Annotated in this window: 15 protein-coding genes and 1 pseudogene; 9 read left to right on the forward strand and 7 right to left on the reverse strand. The window is 68.1% G+C overall.

The window, feature by feature from the left end; translation table 11 throughout:
• Positions 1 to 9 precede the first annotated feature (9 nt).
• Positions 10 to 1,272, reverse strand: a complete 1,263-nt coding sequence (locus VF194_RS05970) for a glycerate kinase (RefSeq protein WP_330889012.1) — start codon at positions 1,270 to 1,272, stop codon at positions 10 to 12.
• 95 nt (positions 1,273 to 1,367) lie between these two features.
• Between VF194_RS05970 and VF194_RS05975 the strand changes: the two genes are divergently transcribed.
• The 3 genes from VF194_RS05975 to puuE are packed head-to-tail and all read left to right on the forward strand — an operon-like array spanning position 1,368 to position 4,846.
• Positions 1,368 to 2,606, forward strand: coding sequence for an allantoate amidohydrolase (locus VF194_RS05975; RefSeq protein ID WP_330889014.1), 1,239 nt, complete (start codon positions 1,368 to 1,370; stop codon positions 2,604 to 2,606).
• Between the two features lie 24 nt (positions 2,607 to 2,630).
• On the forward strand, positions 2,631 to 3,866 hold the full coding sequence (locus VF194_RS05980; protein WP_414656075.1) for an ArgE/DapE family deacylase: 1,236 nt from the start codon (positions 2,631 to 2,633) through the stop codon (positions 3,864 to 3,866).
• An 11-nt stretch (positions 3,867 to 3,877) separates the two neighbouring features.
• Positions 3,878 to 4,846, forward strand: a complete 969-nt coding sequence (gene puuE / locus VF194_RS05985; protein ID WP_330889016.1) for an allantoinase PuuE — start codon at positions 3,878 to 3,880, stop codon at positions 4,844 to 4,846.
• A gap of 10 nt (positions 4,847 to 4,856) precedes the next feature.
• Here the strand turns inward: puuE and VF194_RS05990 are convergent, their stop codons facing one another.
• Entirely contained in the window at positions 4,857 to 5,510 is a 654-nt protein-coding gene (locus VF194_RS05990) for a TetR/AcrR family transcriptional regulator (protein WP_330889018.1), read from the reverse strand.
• A gap of 124 nt (positions 5,511 to 5,634) precedes the next feature.
• Between VF194_RS05990 and VF194_RS05995 the strand changes: the two genes are divergently transcribed.
• Both VF194_RS05995 and VF194_RS06000 read left to right on the forward strand, forming a co-directional pair.
• Positions 5,635 to 6,375: an SDR family oxidoreductase gene (locus VF194_RS05995; RefSeq protein WP_330889020.1), complete on the forward strand. Its 741-nt coding sequence runs from the start codon at positions 5,635 to 5,637 to the stop codon at positions 6,373 to 6,375.
• Between the two features lie 86 nt (positions 6,376 to 6,461).
• Positions 6,462 to 6,755, forward strand: a complete 294-nt coding sequence (locus tag VF194_RS06000) for a hypothetical protein (RefSeq protein ID WP_330889022.1) — start codon at positions 6,462 to 6,464, stop codon at positions 6,753 to 6,755.
• 65 nt (positions 6,756 to 6,820) lie between these two features.
• On the opposite strand, the gene VF194_RS06005 is transcribed toward VF194_RS06000, so the two are convergent.
• The 4 genes from VF194_RS06005 to VF194_RS06020 form a co-directional block, all read right to left on the reverse strand.
• The gene (locus VF194_RS06005; protein WP_330889024.1) at positions 6,821 to 7,816 is read right to left on the reverse strand and encodes a fatty acid desaturase; all 996 of its coding nucleotides are present in this window, start codon (positions 7,814 to 7,816) and stop codon (positions 6,821 to 6,823) included.
• 233 nt (positions 7,817 to 8,049) lie between these two features.
• Positions 8,050 to 8,685 (reverse strand): glutathione S-transferase family protein, encoded by a 636-nt coding sequence (locus VF194_RS06010; protein WP_330889028.1) that lies wholly within the window; start codon positions 8,683 to 8,685, stop codon positions 8,050 to 8,052.
• 61 nt (positions 8,686 to 8,746) lie between these two features.
• Positions 8,747 to 9,400, reverse strand: coding sequence for a LysE family translocator (locus VF194_RS06015; RefSeq protein WP_330889030.1), 654 nt, complete (start codon positions 9,398 to 9,400; stop codon positions 8,747 to 8,749).
• A 137-nt stretch (positions 9,401 to 9,537) separates the two neighbouring features.
• Complete coding sequence (locus tag VF194_RS06020) at positions 9,538 to 9,903, reverse strand: VOC family protein (RefSeq protein WP_330889032.1); 366 nt, start codon at positions 9,901 to 9,903, stop codon at positions 9,538 to 9,540.
• 634 nt (positions 9,904 to 10,537) lie between these two features.
• Between VF194_RS06020 and purB the strand changes: the two genes are divergently transcribed.
• Both purB and VF194_RS06030 read left to right on the forward strand, forming a co-directional pair.
• Entirely contained in the window at positions 10,538 to 11,935 is a 1,398-nt protein-coding gene (gene purB, locus VF194_RS06025; RefSeq protein WP_330889034.1) for an adenylosuccinate lyase, read from the forward strand.
• A gap of 75 nt (positions 11,936 to 12,010) precedes the next feature.
• Positions 12,011 to 12,895: a haloalkane dehalogenase gene (locus VF194_RS06030; RefSeq protein ID WP_330889036.1), complete on the forward strand. Its 885-nt coding sequence runs from the start codon at positions 12,011 to 12,013 to the stop codon at positions 12,893 to 12,895.
• 2 nt (positions 12,896 to 12,897) lie between these two features.
• Here VF194_RS06030 and VF194_RS06035 read toward each other — a convergent pair whose 3' ends face one another.
• Complete coding sequence (locus tag VF194_RS06035; protein ID WP_330889038.1) at positions 12,898 to 13,350, reverse strand: VOC family protein; 453 nt, start codon at positions 13,348 to 13,350, stop codon at positions 12,898 to 12,900.
• 88 nt (positions 13,351 to 13,438) lie between these two features.
• Here VF194_RS06035 and VF194_RS06040 point away from each other — a divergent pair.
• Both VF194_RS06040 and VF194_RS06045 read left to right on the forward strand, forming a co-directional pair.
• Positions 13,439 to 13,591, forward strand: a pseudogene (locus tag VF194_RS06040) (LysR family transcriptional regulator); the annotation flags it as partial.
• 161 nt (positions 13,592 to 13,752) lie between these two features.
• Positions 13,753 to 14,331 carry a LysR substrate-binding domain-containing protein gene (locus VF194_RS06045; protein WP_330889040.1) on the forward strand — a complete coding sequence of 193 codons (579 nt, stop codon included), beginning with the start codon at positions 13,753 to 13,755 and terminating at the stop codon, positions 14,329 to 14,331.
• The last annotated feature ends 24 nt before the right edge of the window (positions 14,332 to 14,355 follow it).

The raw sequence follows: 14,355 nt of genomic DNA on the forward strand, positions 1-14,355 counted from the left end.
ATACTCTCTTCAGAGAATAAGGATTGCCCGGAAATCGTTGACATTGGTCAGCGTCGGCCCGGTCGTCACCAGGCCGCCGGCGGCCTGGAAGAAGCCATAGCCGTCGTTATTGGCCAGCGCCGCCTTGGCCGAGACGCCCCTGGCCGCCGCCCGCGCCAGGCTCTGCGGCGCGAGCAGCGCGCCGGCATTGTCTTCGCTGCCATCGATGCCGTCGGTATCCGCCGCCAGCGCATAGATAGCCTCGGCGCCGTCCAGCACCACCGCCAGCGCGGTGAGGAATTCCGCATTGCGGCCGCCGCGGCCCCTGCCGCGCACGGTCACCGTGGTCTCGCCGCCCGAGAGCAGCACGCAGGGCGCCTTGGCCGGCTGGTTATGCCGGCGCACCTGGCGCGCCACGCCCGCCATCACCGTCGCCACCTCGCGCGCCTCGCCCTCGATGGCATCGCCCAGGATCAGCGGCGCGATGCCGGCCTGGCGCGCGACCTTCGCCGCCGCCTCCAGCGCCATCTGCGGCGTCGCCACCATGACCGTCTGCGTGTTGGCGAAGACCGCATCGCCGGGCTTGGGCGTTTCGTCCCCGCTGTCCCGCAGCCGGCGCGCCACCGCAGGCGGCAGTTCGATGCGGTATTTCTCGACCACCGCCCGGGCATCGGCAAAGGTGGTCGGATCGGGCACCGTGGGACCGGAGGCGATCACCGCCGGATCGTCGCCGGGCACATCCGAGATCAGAAGCGAGACCAGCCGCGCCGGCGCGACCGCCGCCGCCAGCCGCCCGCCCTTGATGGCCGAGAGATGTTTGCGCACGCAATTCATCTCGGCGATGTTGGCGCCCGACCTGAGCAGGGCCTGGTTGACCGCCTGCTTGTCGGCCAGGGTCAGGTCGGGCGCCGGCAGCGACAGCAGGGCCGAGCCGCCGCCCGAGATCAGGCATAGCACCAGATCGTCGGGCCCGAGGCCCCGCACGCGCTCCAGAATCTGCGCCGCCGCCCGTTCGCCGGCGGCATCCGGCACCGGATGCGAGGCTTCCACCACCGCGATCCTTTCGCAGGGCACGGCATGGCCGTAGCGCGTCACCACCAGGCCTTCGATCGCGCCGGCCCAATTCCTCTCCACCGCCTGCGCCATGCTGGCGGCCGCCTTGCCGGCGCCGACGACGACCGTCCTGCCTTTCGGCGGCTTCGGCAGATGCGGCGGCACGCATGCCGCCGGGTCGGCGGCCTTGCGCGCCGCGTCGAACATCGCCCGCAACAGGCTTTCCGGGTCTTCAGGCATGGTCACTCTCGGGCTCGGCGGCGGCCTTGGCCATGATGGGCCGCCAGTGTATGGTTCCTGAAACTGTATACATGTCTCCAGACAGGATGCCACCCATGGCTGCCGCTTTTCGTTTCGCGGATCGCATGCTGGCGCAGCTCGACGCGCTCGGCCGGATCAGCGAGCATTCCGATTTCCTGCTGCGCACCTTTCTCACGCCCGAGCAGAAAGCGGCCCATGAGCAGGTCGCGCAATGGATGCGGGAAGCCGGCATGGATGTCGAGCAGGATACCGCCGGCAACGTGGTCGGCCGCTATGCGGGCGCCGGCGCCGATGCGCCGGTGCTGATGCTGGGCTCGCATCTCGATACCGTGCGCAACGCCGGCAAATACGACGGCATGCTCGGCGTGATCGCGCCGATCGCCTGCGTCGCCGACCTGCATCGGCGCGGCGTCCGCCTGCCGCATGCCATCGAGGTGGTCGGCTTCGTCAACGAGGAAGGCACCCGCTTCGGCTCGCCGATGACCGGCAGCCGCGCCATCGCCGGCACCTTCGATCCCGCCATGCTGCAGGCGAGGGACCGGCAGGGCGTCAGCATGGGCGAGGCCTACAAGGCGTTCGGCCTCGATCCGGACCGGATCGGCGCCTGCGCCCGCCCGCCGGGCAAGGTCGCCGCCTTCATGGAACTGCATATCGAGCAGGGCCCGGTGCTGGAGCATAACAATCTGGCGCTCGGCGTCGTCACCGCGATTTCCGGCGCGCGGCGGCATCGCGTCGAGATCGTCGGCCTCGCCGGCCATGCCGGAACCGTGCCGATGGGCCAGCGCCAGGACGCCCTGCTCGCCGCCGCCGAGGTGGCGCTCTGCATCGAACGGCGCTGCACCGGCACGCCCACCCTGGTCGGCACGGTCGGCATGATGGAGGCATTGCCCGGCGCGATGAACGTCATCCCCGGCAAGGCCGTCTTCTCGGTCGATATCCGCGCCGGCGACGATGCCACCCGCGATGCCGCCATCGACGACGTGCTGGGCGAGCTGGCGGCGATCTGCGGCCGCCGCAAGCTGCAGCATAGCGTGACCGAGCTGTACAGGAGCACGGCGACGCCCTGCCATCCGGCGCTGATGCAGATGGCGGAGGATGCGATCCGCGCCCAGGGCATCGACACCATGCGCCTGCCCTCCGGCGCCGGCCACGATGCCGCCACCATGGCCGATCTCTGCCCGATCGGCATGATCTTCATGCGCTGCACCCGGGGGATCAGCCACAACCCGCTGGAAGCCGTGCTGCCCGAGGATGTCGAACTGGCGACCACGGCTCTGCTGCGCTTCGTCGAGGATTTCCGCCCGGTCCGCTGAGGTCCGGTCCACAGAGGAGTGAGGATGGGCATCGATCAGGCCACCGCCGCCGCGATCCGCGATTTCATCACCGCGCAGCAGCCGGCCATGACGGCGATGCTGGCCGAACTGGTCAGGGTGCCGTCCGACAATCCGCCGGGCGATTGCGCGCCGCATGCCGAACGCGCCGCCGCGCTGCTGCAGGCGCTCGGTTTCGAGGTCGAGCGCCATCCGGTGCCGGACGACCTGGTGAAGGCGAACGGCATGATCTCCTGCACCAATCTGATCGTGCGCAAGAAATTCGGTGACGGCCCCGTCGTCGCGCTGAATGCCCATGGCGACGTGGTGGCGCCGGGCGAAGGCTGGAGCGTCGATCCCTACGGCGCGGCGATCAGGGACGGCGTCATGTACGGCCGCGGCGTCGCGGTGTCGAAATCGGATTTCGTCACCTATGCCTACGCACTGCTGGCGCTGGAGAAACTCGGCGCGAAGCTGAACGGCACGGTGGAGCTGCACCTGACCTATGACGAGGAGGCCGGCGGCGCCATCGGCCCGCAATGGCTGCTCGAACAGGGCATCTCGAAGCCCGATTACGCCTTCTCGGCCGGCTTTTCCTATGCCATCACCACGGCGCATAACGGCTGCCTGCATCTGGAAGTGATCGTCAACGGCAAGTCGGCGCATGCCGCGCGGCCCGATACCGGCCATGACGCCCTCGAAGCCGCGACCCGCATCCTCACCGCGCTGTACAATTACCGCGCCACGCTCGATCGGATCCGCTCGCAGGTCGAGGGCATCACCGCGCCGACGCTGGTGGTCGGCCTGATCAGGGGCGGCATCAACACCAACGTGGTGCCGGACCGCGTCAGCTTCCGGCTCGACCGCCGCCTGATCCCGGAGGAGAATCCGGAAACCGTCGAAACAGGCCTGCGCAACCTGATCGCCACCGCCGCCGGCGGCCAGCCCGGCATCGCCGTCACCGTCAACCGCATCATGCTGGCGCGGCCCTTCGGCAAGGTGGACGGCGTCGACCGGCTGATCGACATCCTCCGGCACAACGCCTCGGCGGTCATGGGCCAGCCGGTCGGCACCGAGGGGATTCCGCTCTACACCGATGCGCGGCATTATTCGGCCGCCGGGGTGAAGACCGTGCTCTACGGCGCCGGCCCGCGCAACCTGCTGGAAGCCAACGGCCATCGCGCCGACGAGAAGCTGGTGCTGAGCGATCTTTACAAGGCGACCGAGGTCGTCGCCCGCACGCTGTATGAATTGCTGAGCTGAGCATGGCCAGGATGAAAGCCGCGAAAGGAAAACAGGCCGACATCGTCGCCCGGGCGCTCGGCCGCAAACCCTATCCGCGCGACCTGAAAGGCTACGGCCCCCATCCGCCCGATCCGCAATGGCCGAACGGCGCCCGGATCGCCGTCAGCTTCGTGGTCAACTACGAGGAAGGCGGCGAGCGCAGCATCCTGCATGGCGACGCGGAATCCGAAACCTTCCTGCACGAAGTGCCGGGCGGCGTGCCGCGCCGGAACATGCGCGACGAGCAGGTCGAGTCGGTCTACGAGTACGGCTCGCGCGCCGGCCTGTGGCGGCTGCTGCGGCTGTTCGCCGAGCGCGGGCTGAAATTCACCTCCTGGGCGGTGGGCATGGCGGTGGCGCGCTATCCGGAAGCGGCGCAGGCGATGCACGAGGCCGGCCATGAAGTCGCCAGCCATGGCTGGCGCTGGTACGATTATGCGAGAGTGCCGGTCGCCACCGAACGCGCGCATATGAAGCTGGCCATCGCGGCGATTAGCCAGGCGACCGGACAGCGGCCGCTCGGCTGGTATACCGGGCGGCTGTCGTCGAACACGCGCAAGCTGGTCGTCGAGGAAGGCGGCTTCGTTTACGATTCGGATGCCTACGACGACGATCTGCCCTACTGGACGCTGGTCGGCAAGACGCCGCAGCTGGTGCTGCCCTATACCTTCGACAACAACGACATGAAATTCGGCCAGTTGCACGGCTTCGCGACGGGGACGGATTTCTTCGACTATCTGAAGGACGCCTTCGACATCCTTTACCGCGAGGGCAGCGACGGGCAGCCGAAGATGATGACGGTGGCGCTGCATTGCCGCCTGGCCGGCCGGCCCGGCCGGGCCGCGGCGCTGGCGCGCTTCATGGATTACGTCCAGCGCCACGACAAGGTCTGGATCGCGCGGCGCATCGACATCGCCGAGCATTGGACGCGGGTGCATCCGTATCGGGCGCGGCGCTAGCCGGCCCTTTTCATGCCGGGCGCTGCCGCGCCATGCCGTCCCAGGCGGCCATGGCGCCATCGACCACGGCCCGCAGCGTCGCGCGGCTGGCGCCGTCGCGCGCCTGGATCGACAGGCCCTGGACCACGGTTGCGTAAAACATCGCGATGGCGCGCGGATCGGCGCCGGCCGGCACGTCGCCTTCCACGATGCCGCGCTCGATCCGCGCCGCGATGGCCGTGAGCGCGCCCTGGCGCCGCCGGCGCAGCAGCGCGCGCACCGACTGGCTCTGCGGCGTGCCGACGGCGGCCGCCAGCACGATCATGCAGCCGGCCGGCTTTTTCGGGTCGGTGAAGTCGGCGACATGGCGGCGCAGCACCGCGGCGATCGCCGCCCTGGCCGTCTTCTTCCCCTCAAGGGCGCGGCCCACCGCGACGCCTTCGGTGCGCTGATACAGATCGACCGCCTCCTCGAACAGCTTCTCCTTGCTGCCGAAGGCGGCGTAGAGGCTGGGCGCGTTGATGCCGAGCGCGGCGGTCAGATCGCTCACGCTGGCGCCTTCATAGCCGCGCTGCCAGAATACCCGCATCGCCGCCTTGAGCGCCGCGTCGCGGTCGAAGCAGCGCGGCCGGCCGCGCGCCGCCGCCCGGGCGCTTGCCGAGCCTCGCTTGCCTGCCGCCGCCATATCCGTTTCCTGCGCTCCCATTCAATTCTGTAGCGACAGTTAAATAAATCGCTTGATCCCCGCCGGCAAGGCCCTAGCTGGTATTACGTTTCTGTATCGATCACTACAAAAAAAGGAGTCCATCGTGACAGAGTTAGCCGACAAGACTGCCCTCGTCACCGGCGGCAGCCGCGGCATCGGCGCCGCCATCGTCGCGGCTTTGGCCGCGGCCGGCGCGGATATCGCCTTCACCTACACGGCTTCCGCCGACAAGGCCGCCGCCATCGTCCGGCAGATCGAGGCCCAGGGCCGCCGCGCGCTGGCAATAAAGGCCGACAGCGCCGATCCCGGCGACATTGCCAAGGCGGTCCGGACTGCGGCGGATGCGCTGGGCCGCATCGACATTCTGGTCAACAATGCCGGCATCGCCTTCGGCGGCGCGCCGGAAAGCCACAGCCTGGAAGAGGTCGACCGCATGCTGGCGGTGAATACCCGCGCGCCCTTCCTCGCCGTGCAGGCCGTGCTGCCGCATATGCCCGATGGCGGCCGCATCATCACCATCGGCTCCTGCCTCGGCGAGGTGGTGCGTTTTCCCGGTCTTACGCTCTATGCGATGAGCAAGGCGGCGCTGACCGGCATGACGCGCGGCCTGGCCCGCGATCTCGGCCCGCGGCGCATCACCGTGAACGTGGTGCAGCCCGGCCCGGTCGATACCGACATGAATCCCGCCGACAGCGAGCGCGCCAAGGGGCAACAGGCTTTGACCGCCATTGGCCGCTACGGCAAGCCGGACGAGATCGCCGCCATGGTACGGCTGCTGGCCGGACCGGGCGGCACCTATGTCACCGGCGCGCAGATCGCCGTCGATGGCGGCACCAACGCCTAGCGAGTGTCCAGGCAGGCGGCGGCGCCTGTATCATCCCGCCGGGAACCGGCGCCGCCTCCTGCAGGTTTCTTGTTCAGGAGGATGTCATGGCAGACAACAAGCAAGGCAATCCCGTACCGCTGAGGCCGCCGCGGCAGCAGACCGATCTGCCCGGCGCCCATGGCGGGCCCACCGGGCCGGCGCACCATACGCCGCTGAGCCGCGGCGCGCCGCGCCGCATGCCTTACGGCCCCGGCACCTATGGCAACGACCAGTTCGCGGCCGAGCATCACGACGATTTCCACGACCCGTCGCTCGGCTGCGATACCGACAGGCACGACGTGCCGCCGGCGCAGGCGGCGGCGGAGAAGCGCCGCTCCCCGGACGACTGGAAGCCTTAAAACCGCGCGCCCGGTCCGCGCCGCCATGGCCGGCCCATGGCGGCGCCGGTTTTCCCCGCCCCCGTTCAGGATTGCATCGGCTTGCGTTTGCGCGGAAAGCGCACCATGCGGCAGGCGGCCTCGTCCCAGAGCGCCAGGGCATGGCCGCGGAACGCGGCCCACAGGCTTATCGCCGGCACGGCTTGCAGGGCCTCGATCGCGTCATGGCAATCCTGCAGCCGGTAATTCGGCACCCGCGGATTGAGATGATGCACATGATGGTAGCCGATATTGCCGGTGAACCATTGCAGCAGGCGCGGCAGCTTGAGGAAGGAACTGCCGTCGAGCGCCGCGAGATGGCCGCTCCACGCGCCCTGGCGGACCCAGACGGTGCCTTCGAAGCGGTGCTGCACGGCGAACAGCCAGACGCCGATGGTCGCCGCCACCATGATGATCGGCAACTGCACCTTCAGCACGGCGTCGAAGCCCAGCGTGAAGCCCAGCAGCAGGGCCAGGCCGGCCAGCGCGAGATTGGTGAGCCAGACCGACCAGCGCTCGCGCCGCCAGCTTTTCGGCGTGTCCAGCGGCAGGCGGTAGATCAGCAGGAAGATCAGCGTCGGCATGATCAGCTGCGCGACGACCGGATGCTGCAGGATGCGGTAGCGCAGCCGGCCGAAACGGCTCAGCGCGTTGTATTCGTCGACCGTCAGGCAGCTCGAATAGACGTCGCTCCGGCTGCCGACGCGGCGGTCGAGATTGCTGCAGGTGGCGTGATGGCTGGCATGCCAGCGGCGCCAGTTGTCGAACGGCGTGAAGGTGAAGAGGCTGCAGAACCGGCCCAGCGCGTCGTTGGCCCAGCGGGCGCGGAAGAAGGCGCCATGGCCGCAATCATGCTGGATGATGAAGATGCGCACGGCGAAGCCGGCGGCCAGCACGGCCAGCGGCAGGACCGCCCAATACGGCAGGCCGATTTCCAGGCAGGCATACATGGCGGCGCAGAGGCCGAGGAAAGGCAGAAAGGAGTTCAGGACTTGCCAGAGGCTGACCGCAAGACTGGGCGTCTGGAAGGCGGCAACGGCCATGCGCAGGGTCAGGCCTGGATCGGCGGGTCGATGGATACCGGGCAACGGGGCTACTTTCGCGTTTCAGGAGAGCATATCCGCGGCCTCGCTGCGGCGGATTCGATGCGTGCCATATAGTATAATACCGCGACCCGGATTTTGCGGCGGCCGGCGATGAAATTCCGCCGGCGGCGTTTTTGCCGCTTTAACGTCGAAATCCGCCAATAACGCTGCGGCCGGCGCGCGGCGGCGGCTTAAAAATCGGTAATCGCCCGGCTCGCCGCCAGGCTCGGCCGCGTTTTCAGGCGCTCCCACCAGGCGGCCAGACGGGGCCGCGCCGCGATCATCGCCCGGCCTTCCTCGGCCATGGTGAAGCAGGCCAGCATCGGCGCCGCGTAAAGATCGGCCAGCGTGATCGCCGCGCCGCACAGATAGGCCTTGTCCTCCAGGATGCCGGCCAAAGCCTCGCAGCAGATCTCCGCCTTGGGCAAAGCGGCCGCGATGCGCGCCTCGTCGCCGTCGGCGCCGCGCCGGACCCGCTCGACGAAGACGTCCCAGACCCAATGCGGATAGGCATAATTATCGAGTATCGACATCGCCTGGTTCATGCGGGCGCGGGAGCGAAGGTCGCGCGGCTGCAGCGCCGGCGCCGGAAAGGCCTCGTCGATATAGCGCGCGATGGCGCCGGTCTCGAACAGCATGAAGCCGTCATGCGCGAAGGCCGGGATCTTGCCGAAGGGATGCCGCCTGAGATGATCGGCCGGCGCGCCGTCCGGGCCGAACACATCCACCTCTTCCAGACGATAGGCCTGCGCCTTCTCTTCCAGCGCCAGCCGGCAGATGCGGACATAGACGCTGTAGGCGGCACCATAAAGCACGGGTTCGGACATCTGGCCCCCTCCCTCGCGATAGCCCCGGATTCAATCCGGGGACGACGGCATCTTGCGCAGCCTAGCGCCGCGCCTCGGTCGCCATCTTCAGCGCCAGCCCGGTCAGCACGAAACCCATCAGCCAGCGCTGGACCAGCAGCCATGACGGCCGCGTGGCCAGGTAGCCGGCGATGCCGCCCGCCGTGATGGCGATCATGGCGTTAACGCTGACGCTGATCGCGATCTGCGTGGCGCCGAGCGCCATCGACTGGGTCAGCACCGCGCCGGCCGGCAGGCCGGGCGGAATGAATTGCGGCAGCAGCGCCAGATAAAGCATGGCGATCTTCGGATTGAGCAGGTTGGTGACGAGTCCCATGGTGAACAGCCGGGTCGGGCTGTCCTTGGGCAGGGTCTTGACCTGGAAGGGCGAACGGCCGCCGGGCTTGACGGCCTGCCAGGCGAGATACAGCAGATAGGCGGCGCCGGCGAAGCGCAGCGCGTCATAGGCATAGGGCACGGCGAACAGCAACGCCGTGATGCCGAAGGCGGCGCAGAGCATGTAGACGACGAAGCCGAGCGCCACGCCGCCGAGCGAGATCAGCCCGGCCAGCCTGCCCTGACAGATCGAACGCGAGATCAGGTAGATCATGTTCGGCCCGGGCGTGAGCACCATGCCGAGGGCGACGGCGGAAAAGGCGATCAAGTTGGCGGCGGAGGGCAGGAACTGGGTCGGCATGAGCGGGCTCGGCACCAAAGACGGCTGGAGATGGCTGGCGGGATTCGCACCGCCCGACTCTGCCGCAGATGCCGCCGCCGGTTAAGCGCGCGATTGTTGGGGTGCAATCCGCGCTCCGGCTTTCACTGCGCCGGTCGTTATTGCGCCACCGTCATCAGCTCCAGCAGATGCCCGTCCGGGTCGCGGAAATAGACGCCGCGCCCGCCGCCCCAATCGTTGAGCCGGCCATTCTCCGGCGCGCCGGGCGAACTGCCATAGGCGATGCCCTCCTGCTTGATGCGGCGGAAGATCGCGTCGAACTCGGCCTCTTCGACATGGAAGGCGTAATGATGCACGTCGAAGGCAGCGTGGTTGTCGAACAACAGCGTGAGCTGGCCGTTGACCTTGACCGGCGTGAAATAGCCGCGCTCGCCCACGCTCAGGCCGAAGATGCGGGCGAAGAACTGCGCCGCCCGCTCGCGGTCATGCGAGGGCACGATCATGTGATTGAGCACGATGGCCATCGGCCTTCCTCCCCGCTGTCGCGTTCCGCGTGAGCAGCATGTAGCGCGGCGCGGCGAGTCGCCCATTGACTTTATTCCTGAGATATATACCATATATGTTCTTGTGACAAGCCGGCCCGGAAGAGGAAGAGAATACGATTGCATGCAGGCGCGGGAGCCATGTCGCGACTGGCGCGGGACCGGGCGGATCTTTGGCGGCGCGAAACGGCCCGCAGCGGTCGCCAGCGGTCCGCAATGGCCGGAAACGGTCGGCTGCGGTCGCTGGCGGCCAGCGGCGGTCAGCTACGGGCGAAGACAGGCCGGCGGCAGGTGAAGGCGGCAGGCGAACGCCGTCTAAGCACGGATAAGCCTAAGCCGGAATAAGCCGGAATAAGACGAAACGGGCAGAATGGTTCAAAACGGGACGGAATGGTTCAAAACGGTTCAGAACGGTCCGGAACGGCCCGCAAGGGCTCGCCGCCGGCCGCCAGCGGCGGCGCCAAATCCGCCTTGCGCCGCCGCCCTCTTCCGGCCCCCGTATCGATCCCCGCATGGTCCCCGCATTGATCGGAGGGCGGCGAACGGCTAAACACAGCCGGCTTTTCGTTGCTTTCGCCGCCCGATTTCATCCCTTCGTCCCGCGTCCGAGGCCCGCATGATCCCGCGCTATACCCGCCCCGAAATGGCTGCCATCTGGGAGCCGGAGCAGAAATTCCGCATCTGGTTCGAGATCGAGGCGCATGCCTGCGATGCCCAGGCCCAGCTCGGCGTCATCCCGAAGGCGGCGGCGCGCGAGGTGTGGAGGAAGGGCAAGTGGGAGATCGCGCGCATCGACGCCATCGAGCGCGAGACCAAGCATGACGTGATCGCCTTCCTCACCAATCTCGCCGAATATGTCGGCCCGGCCGCGCGCTTCGTGCATCAGGGCATGACCTCGTCGGATGTGCTGGATACCTGCCTCAACGTGCAGCTCGTGCGCGCCGCCGACCTGCTGATCGCCGGGGTGGACCGCGTGCTGGCCGCGCTGAAGGAGCGCGCCTTCGAGTTCAAGCTGCTGCCCACCATCGGCCGCAGCCACGGCATCCATGCCGAGCCGACCACCTTCGGCATCAAGCTGGCCGGCTTCCATGCCGAGTTCCAGCGCGCCCGCAAACGCCTCGTCGCCGCGCGCGAGGAGGTCGCCACCTGCGCGATTTCCGGCGCGGTCGGCACCTTCGCCAATATCGATCCCTTCGTCGAGGAATGGGTGGCGAAGAAGATGGGCCTCAGGCCCGAACCGGTCTCGACGCAGGTGATCCCGCGCGATCGCCATGCCGCCTATTTCGCCCATCTCGCCGTGGTGGCGTCTTCCGTCGAGCGGCTGGCGGTCGAGATCCGCCATCTGCAGCGCTCGGAGGTCATGGAGGCCGAGGAATTCTTCTCGCCCGGCCAGAAGGGCTCCAGCGCCATGCCGCACAAGCGCAACCCGGTGCTGACCGAGAATCTGACCGGCCTGGCGCGGCTGGTGCGTTCCGCCGTCGTGCCGGCGCTGGAGAATGTGGCGCTCTGGCATGAGCGCGACATCAGCCATTCCTCCGTCGAGCGCGGCATCGGCCCGGATGCGACCGTGCATCTCGATTTCGCGCTGCACCGGCTGGCCGGCGTGATCGAGAAGCTGGTGGTCTATCCGGACAACATGATGAAGAATCTCGACCGCTTCGGCGGCCTGGTGCATTCGCAGCGCGTGCTGCTGGCGCTGACGCAAGCCGGCATGAGCCGCGAGGACGCCTACCGCATCGTGCAGCGCCATGCGCTGCGCATCTGGCAGCATGGCGGCGATTTCCTCCAGGCGCTGCAGGGCGAGCCGGAAGTCACCAGGCGGCTCAGGCCGGCGCAGCTCAAGGCGCTGTTCGACCTCGGCTATCACTTCAAGCATGTCGACACCATCTTCGCGCGCGTCTTCGGCAGGGAGGGCGTCACGCCCGGCCTGCGCAGGCCGCGCAAGGCCGCCGCCCGAAAGCAGCCAGCAAGGAAGAAGGCAGCGAAGCGGAAGACGGCGAAGGCGGGGCGCTGACCGCCGCCGCCCGGGCGGGATTGACATTCGCCGGCGGCGCGCCAGCCTCTCTCTCGCCATAAGGGGAAAGACGCCATGATCGAGGCCCTGCGCACGCCGGACGAGCGGTTCCGGAACCTGCCCGGCTACGGCTTCGCGCCGCATTACCTGGAGCATCCGAACGGCCTGCGGATGCATTACGTCGACGAGCATCCTTTCGCGGCCAAGACCTTCCTGTGCCTGCACGGCCAGCCGACCTGGAGCTATCTCTACCGGCGCATGATCCCGGTCTTCGCCGCGGCCGGCCATCGCGTCGTCGCGCCGGACCTGTTCGGCTTCGGCAAGTCGGACAAGCCGAAGAACGACGCGGTCTATACCTTCGATTTCCACCGCGACAGCCTGCTGCAGTTCATCCATGCACTGGATCTGCAGAATATCGTGCTGGTCTGCCAGGATTGGGGCGGATTGCTCGGCCTGACGCTGCCGATGGCGATGCGCGAGCGTTTCAGCGGCCTTCTGGCGATGAATACCACGCTGGGCACCGGCGACCGGCCGCTGTCCCGGGGCTTCATCGACTGGCGCGCCTGGAACGACCGGAACCCAGACATGGCGATCGCCAAGCTGATGCAGCGCGCCTGCCCGCATTTGAGCGATGCCGAAGCCGCCGCCTACGAAGCGCCCTATCCCGATGTGAGCCACAAGGGCGGCGTGCGCCGCTTCCCCAATCTGGTGCCCGACGGCGAGCATGCCGAGGGCGCGGCCCTGTCGCGCAAGGCGCGCGATTTCTGGCAGGACGCATGGACCGGCAGAAGCTTCATGGCGGTCGGCATGGCCGACCCGGTGCTCGGCGCGCCGGTGATGCGCGAGCTGCACGGCATGATCCGGGGCTGCCCGGCGCCGCTCGAACTGGCCGAGGCCGGCCATTTCGTGCAGGAATGGGGCGAGCGCATCGCCAGGGAAGCGCTCGCCGCCGGCTTGTAGGCCTATTTCGCGAAGATCATCGCGTCGTCGGCGAAGGCCTTGAATTCGAGCGCGTTGCCCGAGGGGTCGAGGAAGAACATGGTGTGCTGCTCGCCGACCTCGCCCTCGAAACGCACATAGGGCTCGATGATGAACTTGATGCCGGCGGCCTTCAGGCGTTCGGCCAGGGCCTTCCATTCCGGGATGGTGAGGATGACGCCGAAATGCTTGACCGGCACGTCATGGCCGTCGACATCGCCGGCCTTCCTGTAGCCGACTTCCTCCGGCGCCAGATGCGCCACCACCTGATGGCCGTAGAGGTCGAAATCGACCCAGGTCTCGGCCGAACGGCCTTCCGGGCAGCCGAGCAGATCGCCGTAGAAGGCGCGGGCCTCGGCGATGTCGCGGACCGGAAAGGCGAGATGGAACGGCCGGATCGCCTTGGCGGCGGTCTTCGCGGGGGCAAGCGCATTCATGCGACGGAATCCTTGTTCTGGGGGCTCGAACCGGGCGCGATCATAGCGACTGGCGATTGTCCGACAACCGATTTAAACTCGCCAAGCCATGAGTTTTTCTCAGCCGCCCGACCGCCTGCCCTCGCTCAACGCCCTGCGCGCCTTCGAGGTCGCCGGGCGGCATCTGAGCTTCACCCGCGCCGCGCGGGAGCTGCATGTCACGCAGGGCGCGGTCAGCCGCCTGGTCAAGCAGCTCGAGGAGGATCTCGGCGTCATGCTGTTCCAGCGCGGCCCGCGCGGCCTGGAACTGACGGCCGCCGGCGCCGGCTATCTGCCGGCGTTGAGCGATGCCTTCCAGCGGCTGGTGGCGGCCACGCAGCTCGTCTCGCGCCCGGCGCGGCAGCCGAATCACCTGCCATCGCCATGCTGCCGACCTTCGCCATGCGCTGGTTCATGCCCCGGCTGGCCGATTTCCATCGCCGGCATCCGGAGATCACGGTGGATGTCACCAGCGCCGACCGGCCGATCGACTTCCAGGCCGAACCGATCGATGTCGGCATCCAGTACGGCACCGGAAACTGGCCCGAGCTGACCGCAGAATTCCTCATGGGCGAAACGGTCATCCTGGTCGCCAGCCCGGCCTTGCTGAAAGCCAGGCCGGTGAGGCAGCCCGACGATGTGCGCCGCCATGTGCTGCTGACCCATTCGACCCGGCCGGAAGCCTGGGCGGAATGGTTCGCCGCCGCCGGCCTGAAGGCGCCGAAGGCCGCGCGCGGGCCGGCCTTCGAGCATTTCTTCATGTCGATCGAAGCCGCCGCAAACGGCCTCGGCCTCGCTCTGGTGCCGGACATCTTCGTGCAGGCCGAGCTCGCCGATGGCCGCCTGGTCGAACCCTTGCCGCGCTGTCGCCTGGCGCGCAAGGGCGGCTATTATCTGCTGCATCTGCCGGGCCGCGGGCGCGAGCCGGCGATCAAGGCGTTCCGCGACTGGCTGCTCGGCTAGCCGGCCCTAGTCTTTTTTGCCCAC

The organism is Ferrovibrio sp., assembly GCF_036381655.1.
GTDB lineage: Bacteria > Pseudomonadota > Alphaproteobacteria > Ferrovibrionales > Ferrovibrionaceae > Ferrovibrio.

What these genes read in the sequence shown, in the direction of transcription:
- VF194_RS06030 (WP_330889036.1), top strand. Translation starts at nt 12,011, where the DNA reads ATGATCGAGGCCCTGCGCACGCCGGACGAGCGGTTCCGGAACCTGCCC.
- VF194_RS06010 (WP_330889028.1), bottom strand. Translation starts at nt 8,685, where the DNA reads ATGTCCGAACCCGTGCTTTATGGTGCCGCCTACAGCGTCTATGTCCGC.
- VF194_RS05975 (WP_330889014.1), top strand. Translation starts at nt 1,368, where the DNA reads ATGGCTGCCGCTTTTCGTTTCGCGGATCGCATGCTGGCGCAGCTCGAC.
- purB (WP_330889034.1), top strand. Translation starts at nt 10,538, where the DNA reads ATGATCCCGCGCTATACCCGCCCCGAAATGGCTGCCATCTGGGAGCCG.
- VF194_RS05980 (WP_414656075.1), top strand. Translation starts at nt 2,631, where the DNA reads ATGGGCATCGATCAGGCCACCGCCGCCGCGATCCGCGATTTCATCACC.
- VF194_RS06015 (WP_330889030.1), bottom strand. Translation starts at nt 9,400, where the DNA reads ATGCCGACCCAGTTCCTGCCCTCCGCCGCCAACTTGATCGCCTTTTCC.
- VF194_RS05990 (WP_330889018.1), bottom strand. Translation starts at nt 5,510, where the DNA reads ATGGCGGCGGCAGGCAAGCGAGGCTCGGCAAGCGCCCGGGCGGCGGCG.
- VF194_RS06045 (WP_330889040.1), top strand. Translation starts at nt 13,753, where the DNA reads ATGCTGCCGACCTTCGCCATGCGCTGGTTCATGCCCCGGCTGGCCGAT.
- VF194_RS05970 (WP_330889012.1), bottom strand. Translation starts at nt 1,272, where the DNA reads ATGCCTGAAGACCCGGAAAGCCTGTTGCGGGCGATGTTCGACGCGGCG.
- VF194_RS06020 (WP_330889032.1), bottom strand. Translation starts at nt 9,903, where the DNA reads ATGGCCATCGTGCTCAATCACATGATCGTGCCCTCGCATGACCGCGAG.
- VF194_RS06005 (WP_330889024.1), bottom strand. Translation starts at nt 7,816, where the DNA reads ATGGCCGTTGCCGCCTTCCAGACGCCCAGTCTTGCGGTCAGCCTCTGG.
- VF194_RS06000 (WP_330889022.1), top strand. Translation starts at nt 6,462, where the DNA reads ATGGCAGACAACAAGCAAGGCAATCCCGTACCGCTGAGGCCGCCGCGG.
- puuE (WP_330889016.1), top strand. Translation starts at nt 3,878, where the DNA reads ATGAAAGCCGCGAAAGGAAAACAGGCCGACATCGTCGCCCGGGCGCTC.
- VF194_RS06035 (WP_330889038.1), bottom strand. Translation starts at nt 13,350, where the DNA reads ATGAATGCGCTTGCCCCCGCGAAGACCGCCGCCAAGGCGATCCGGCCG.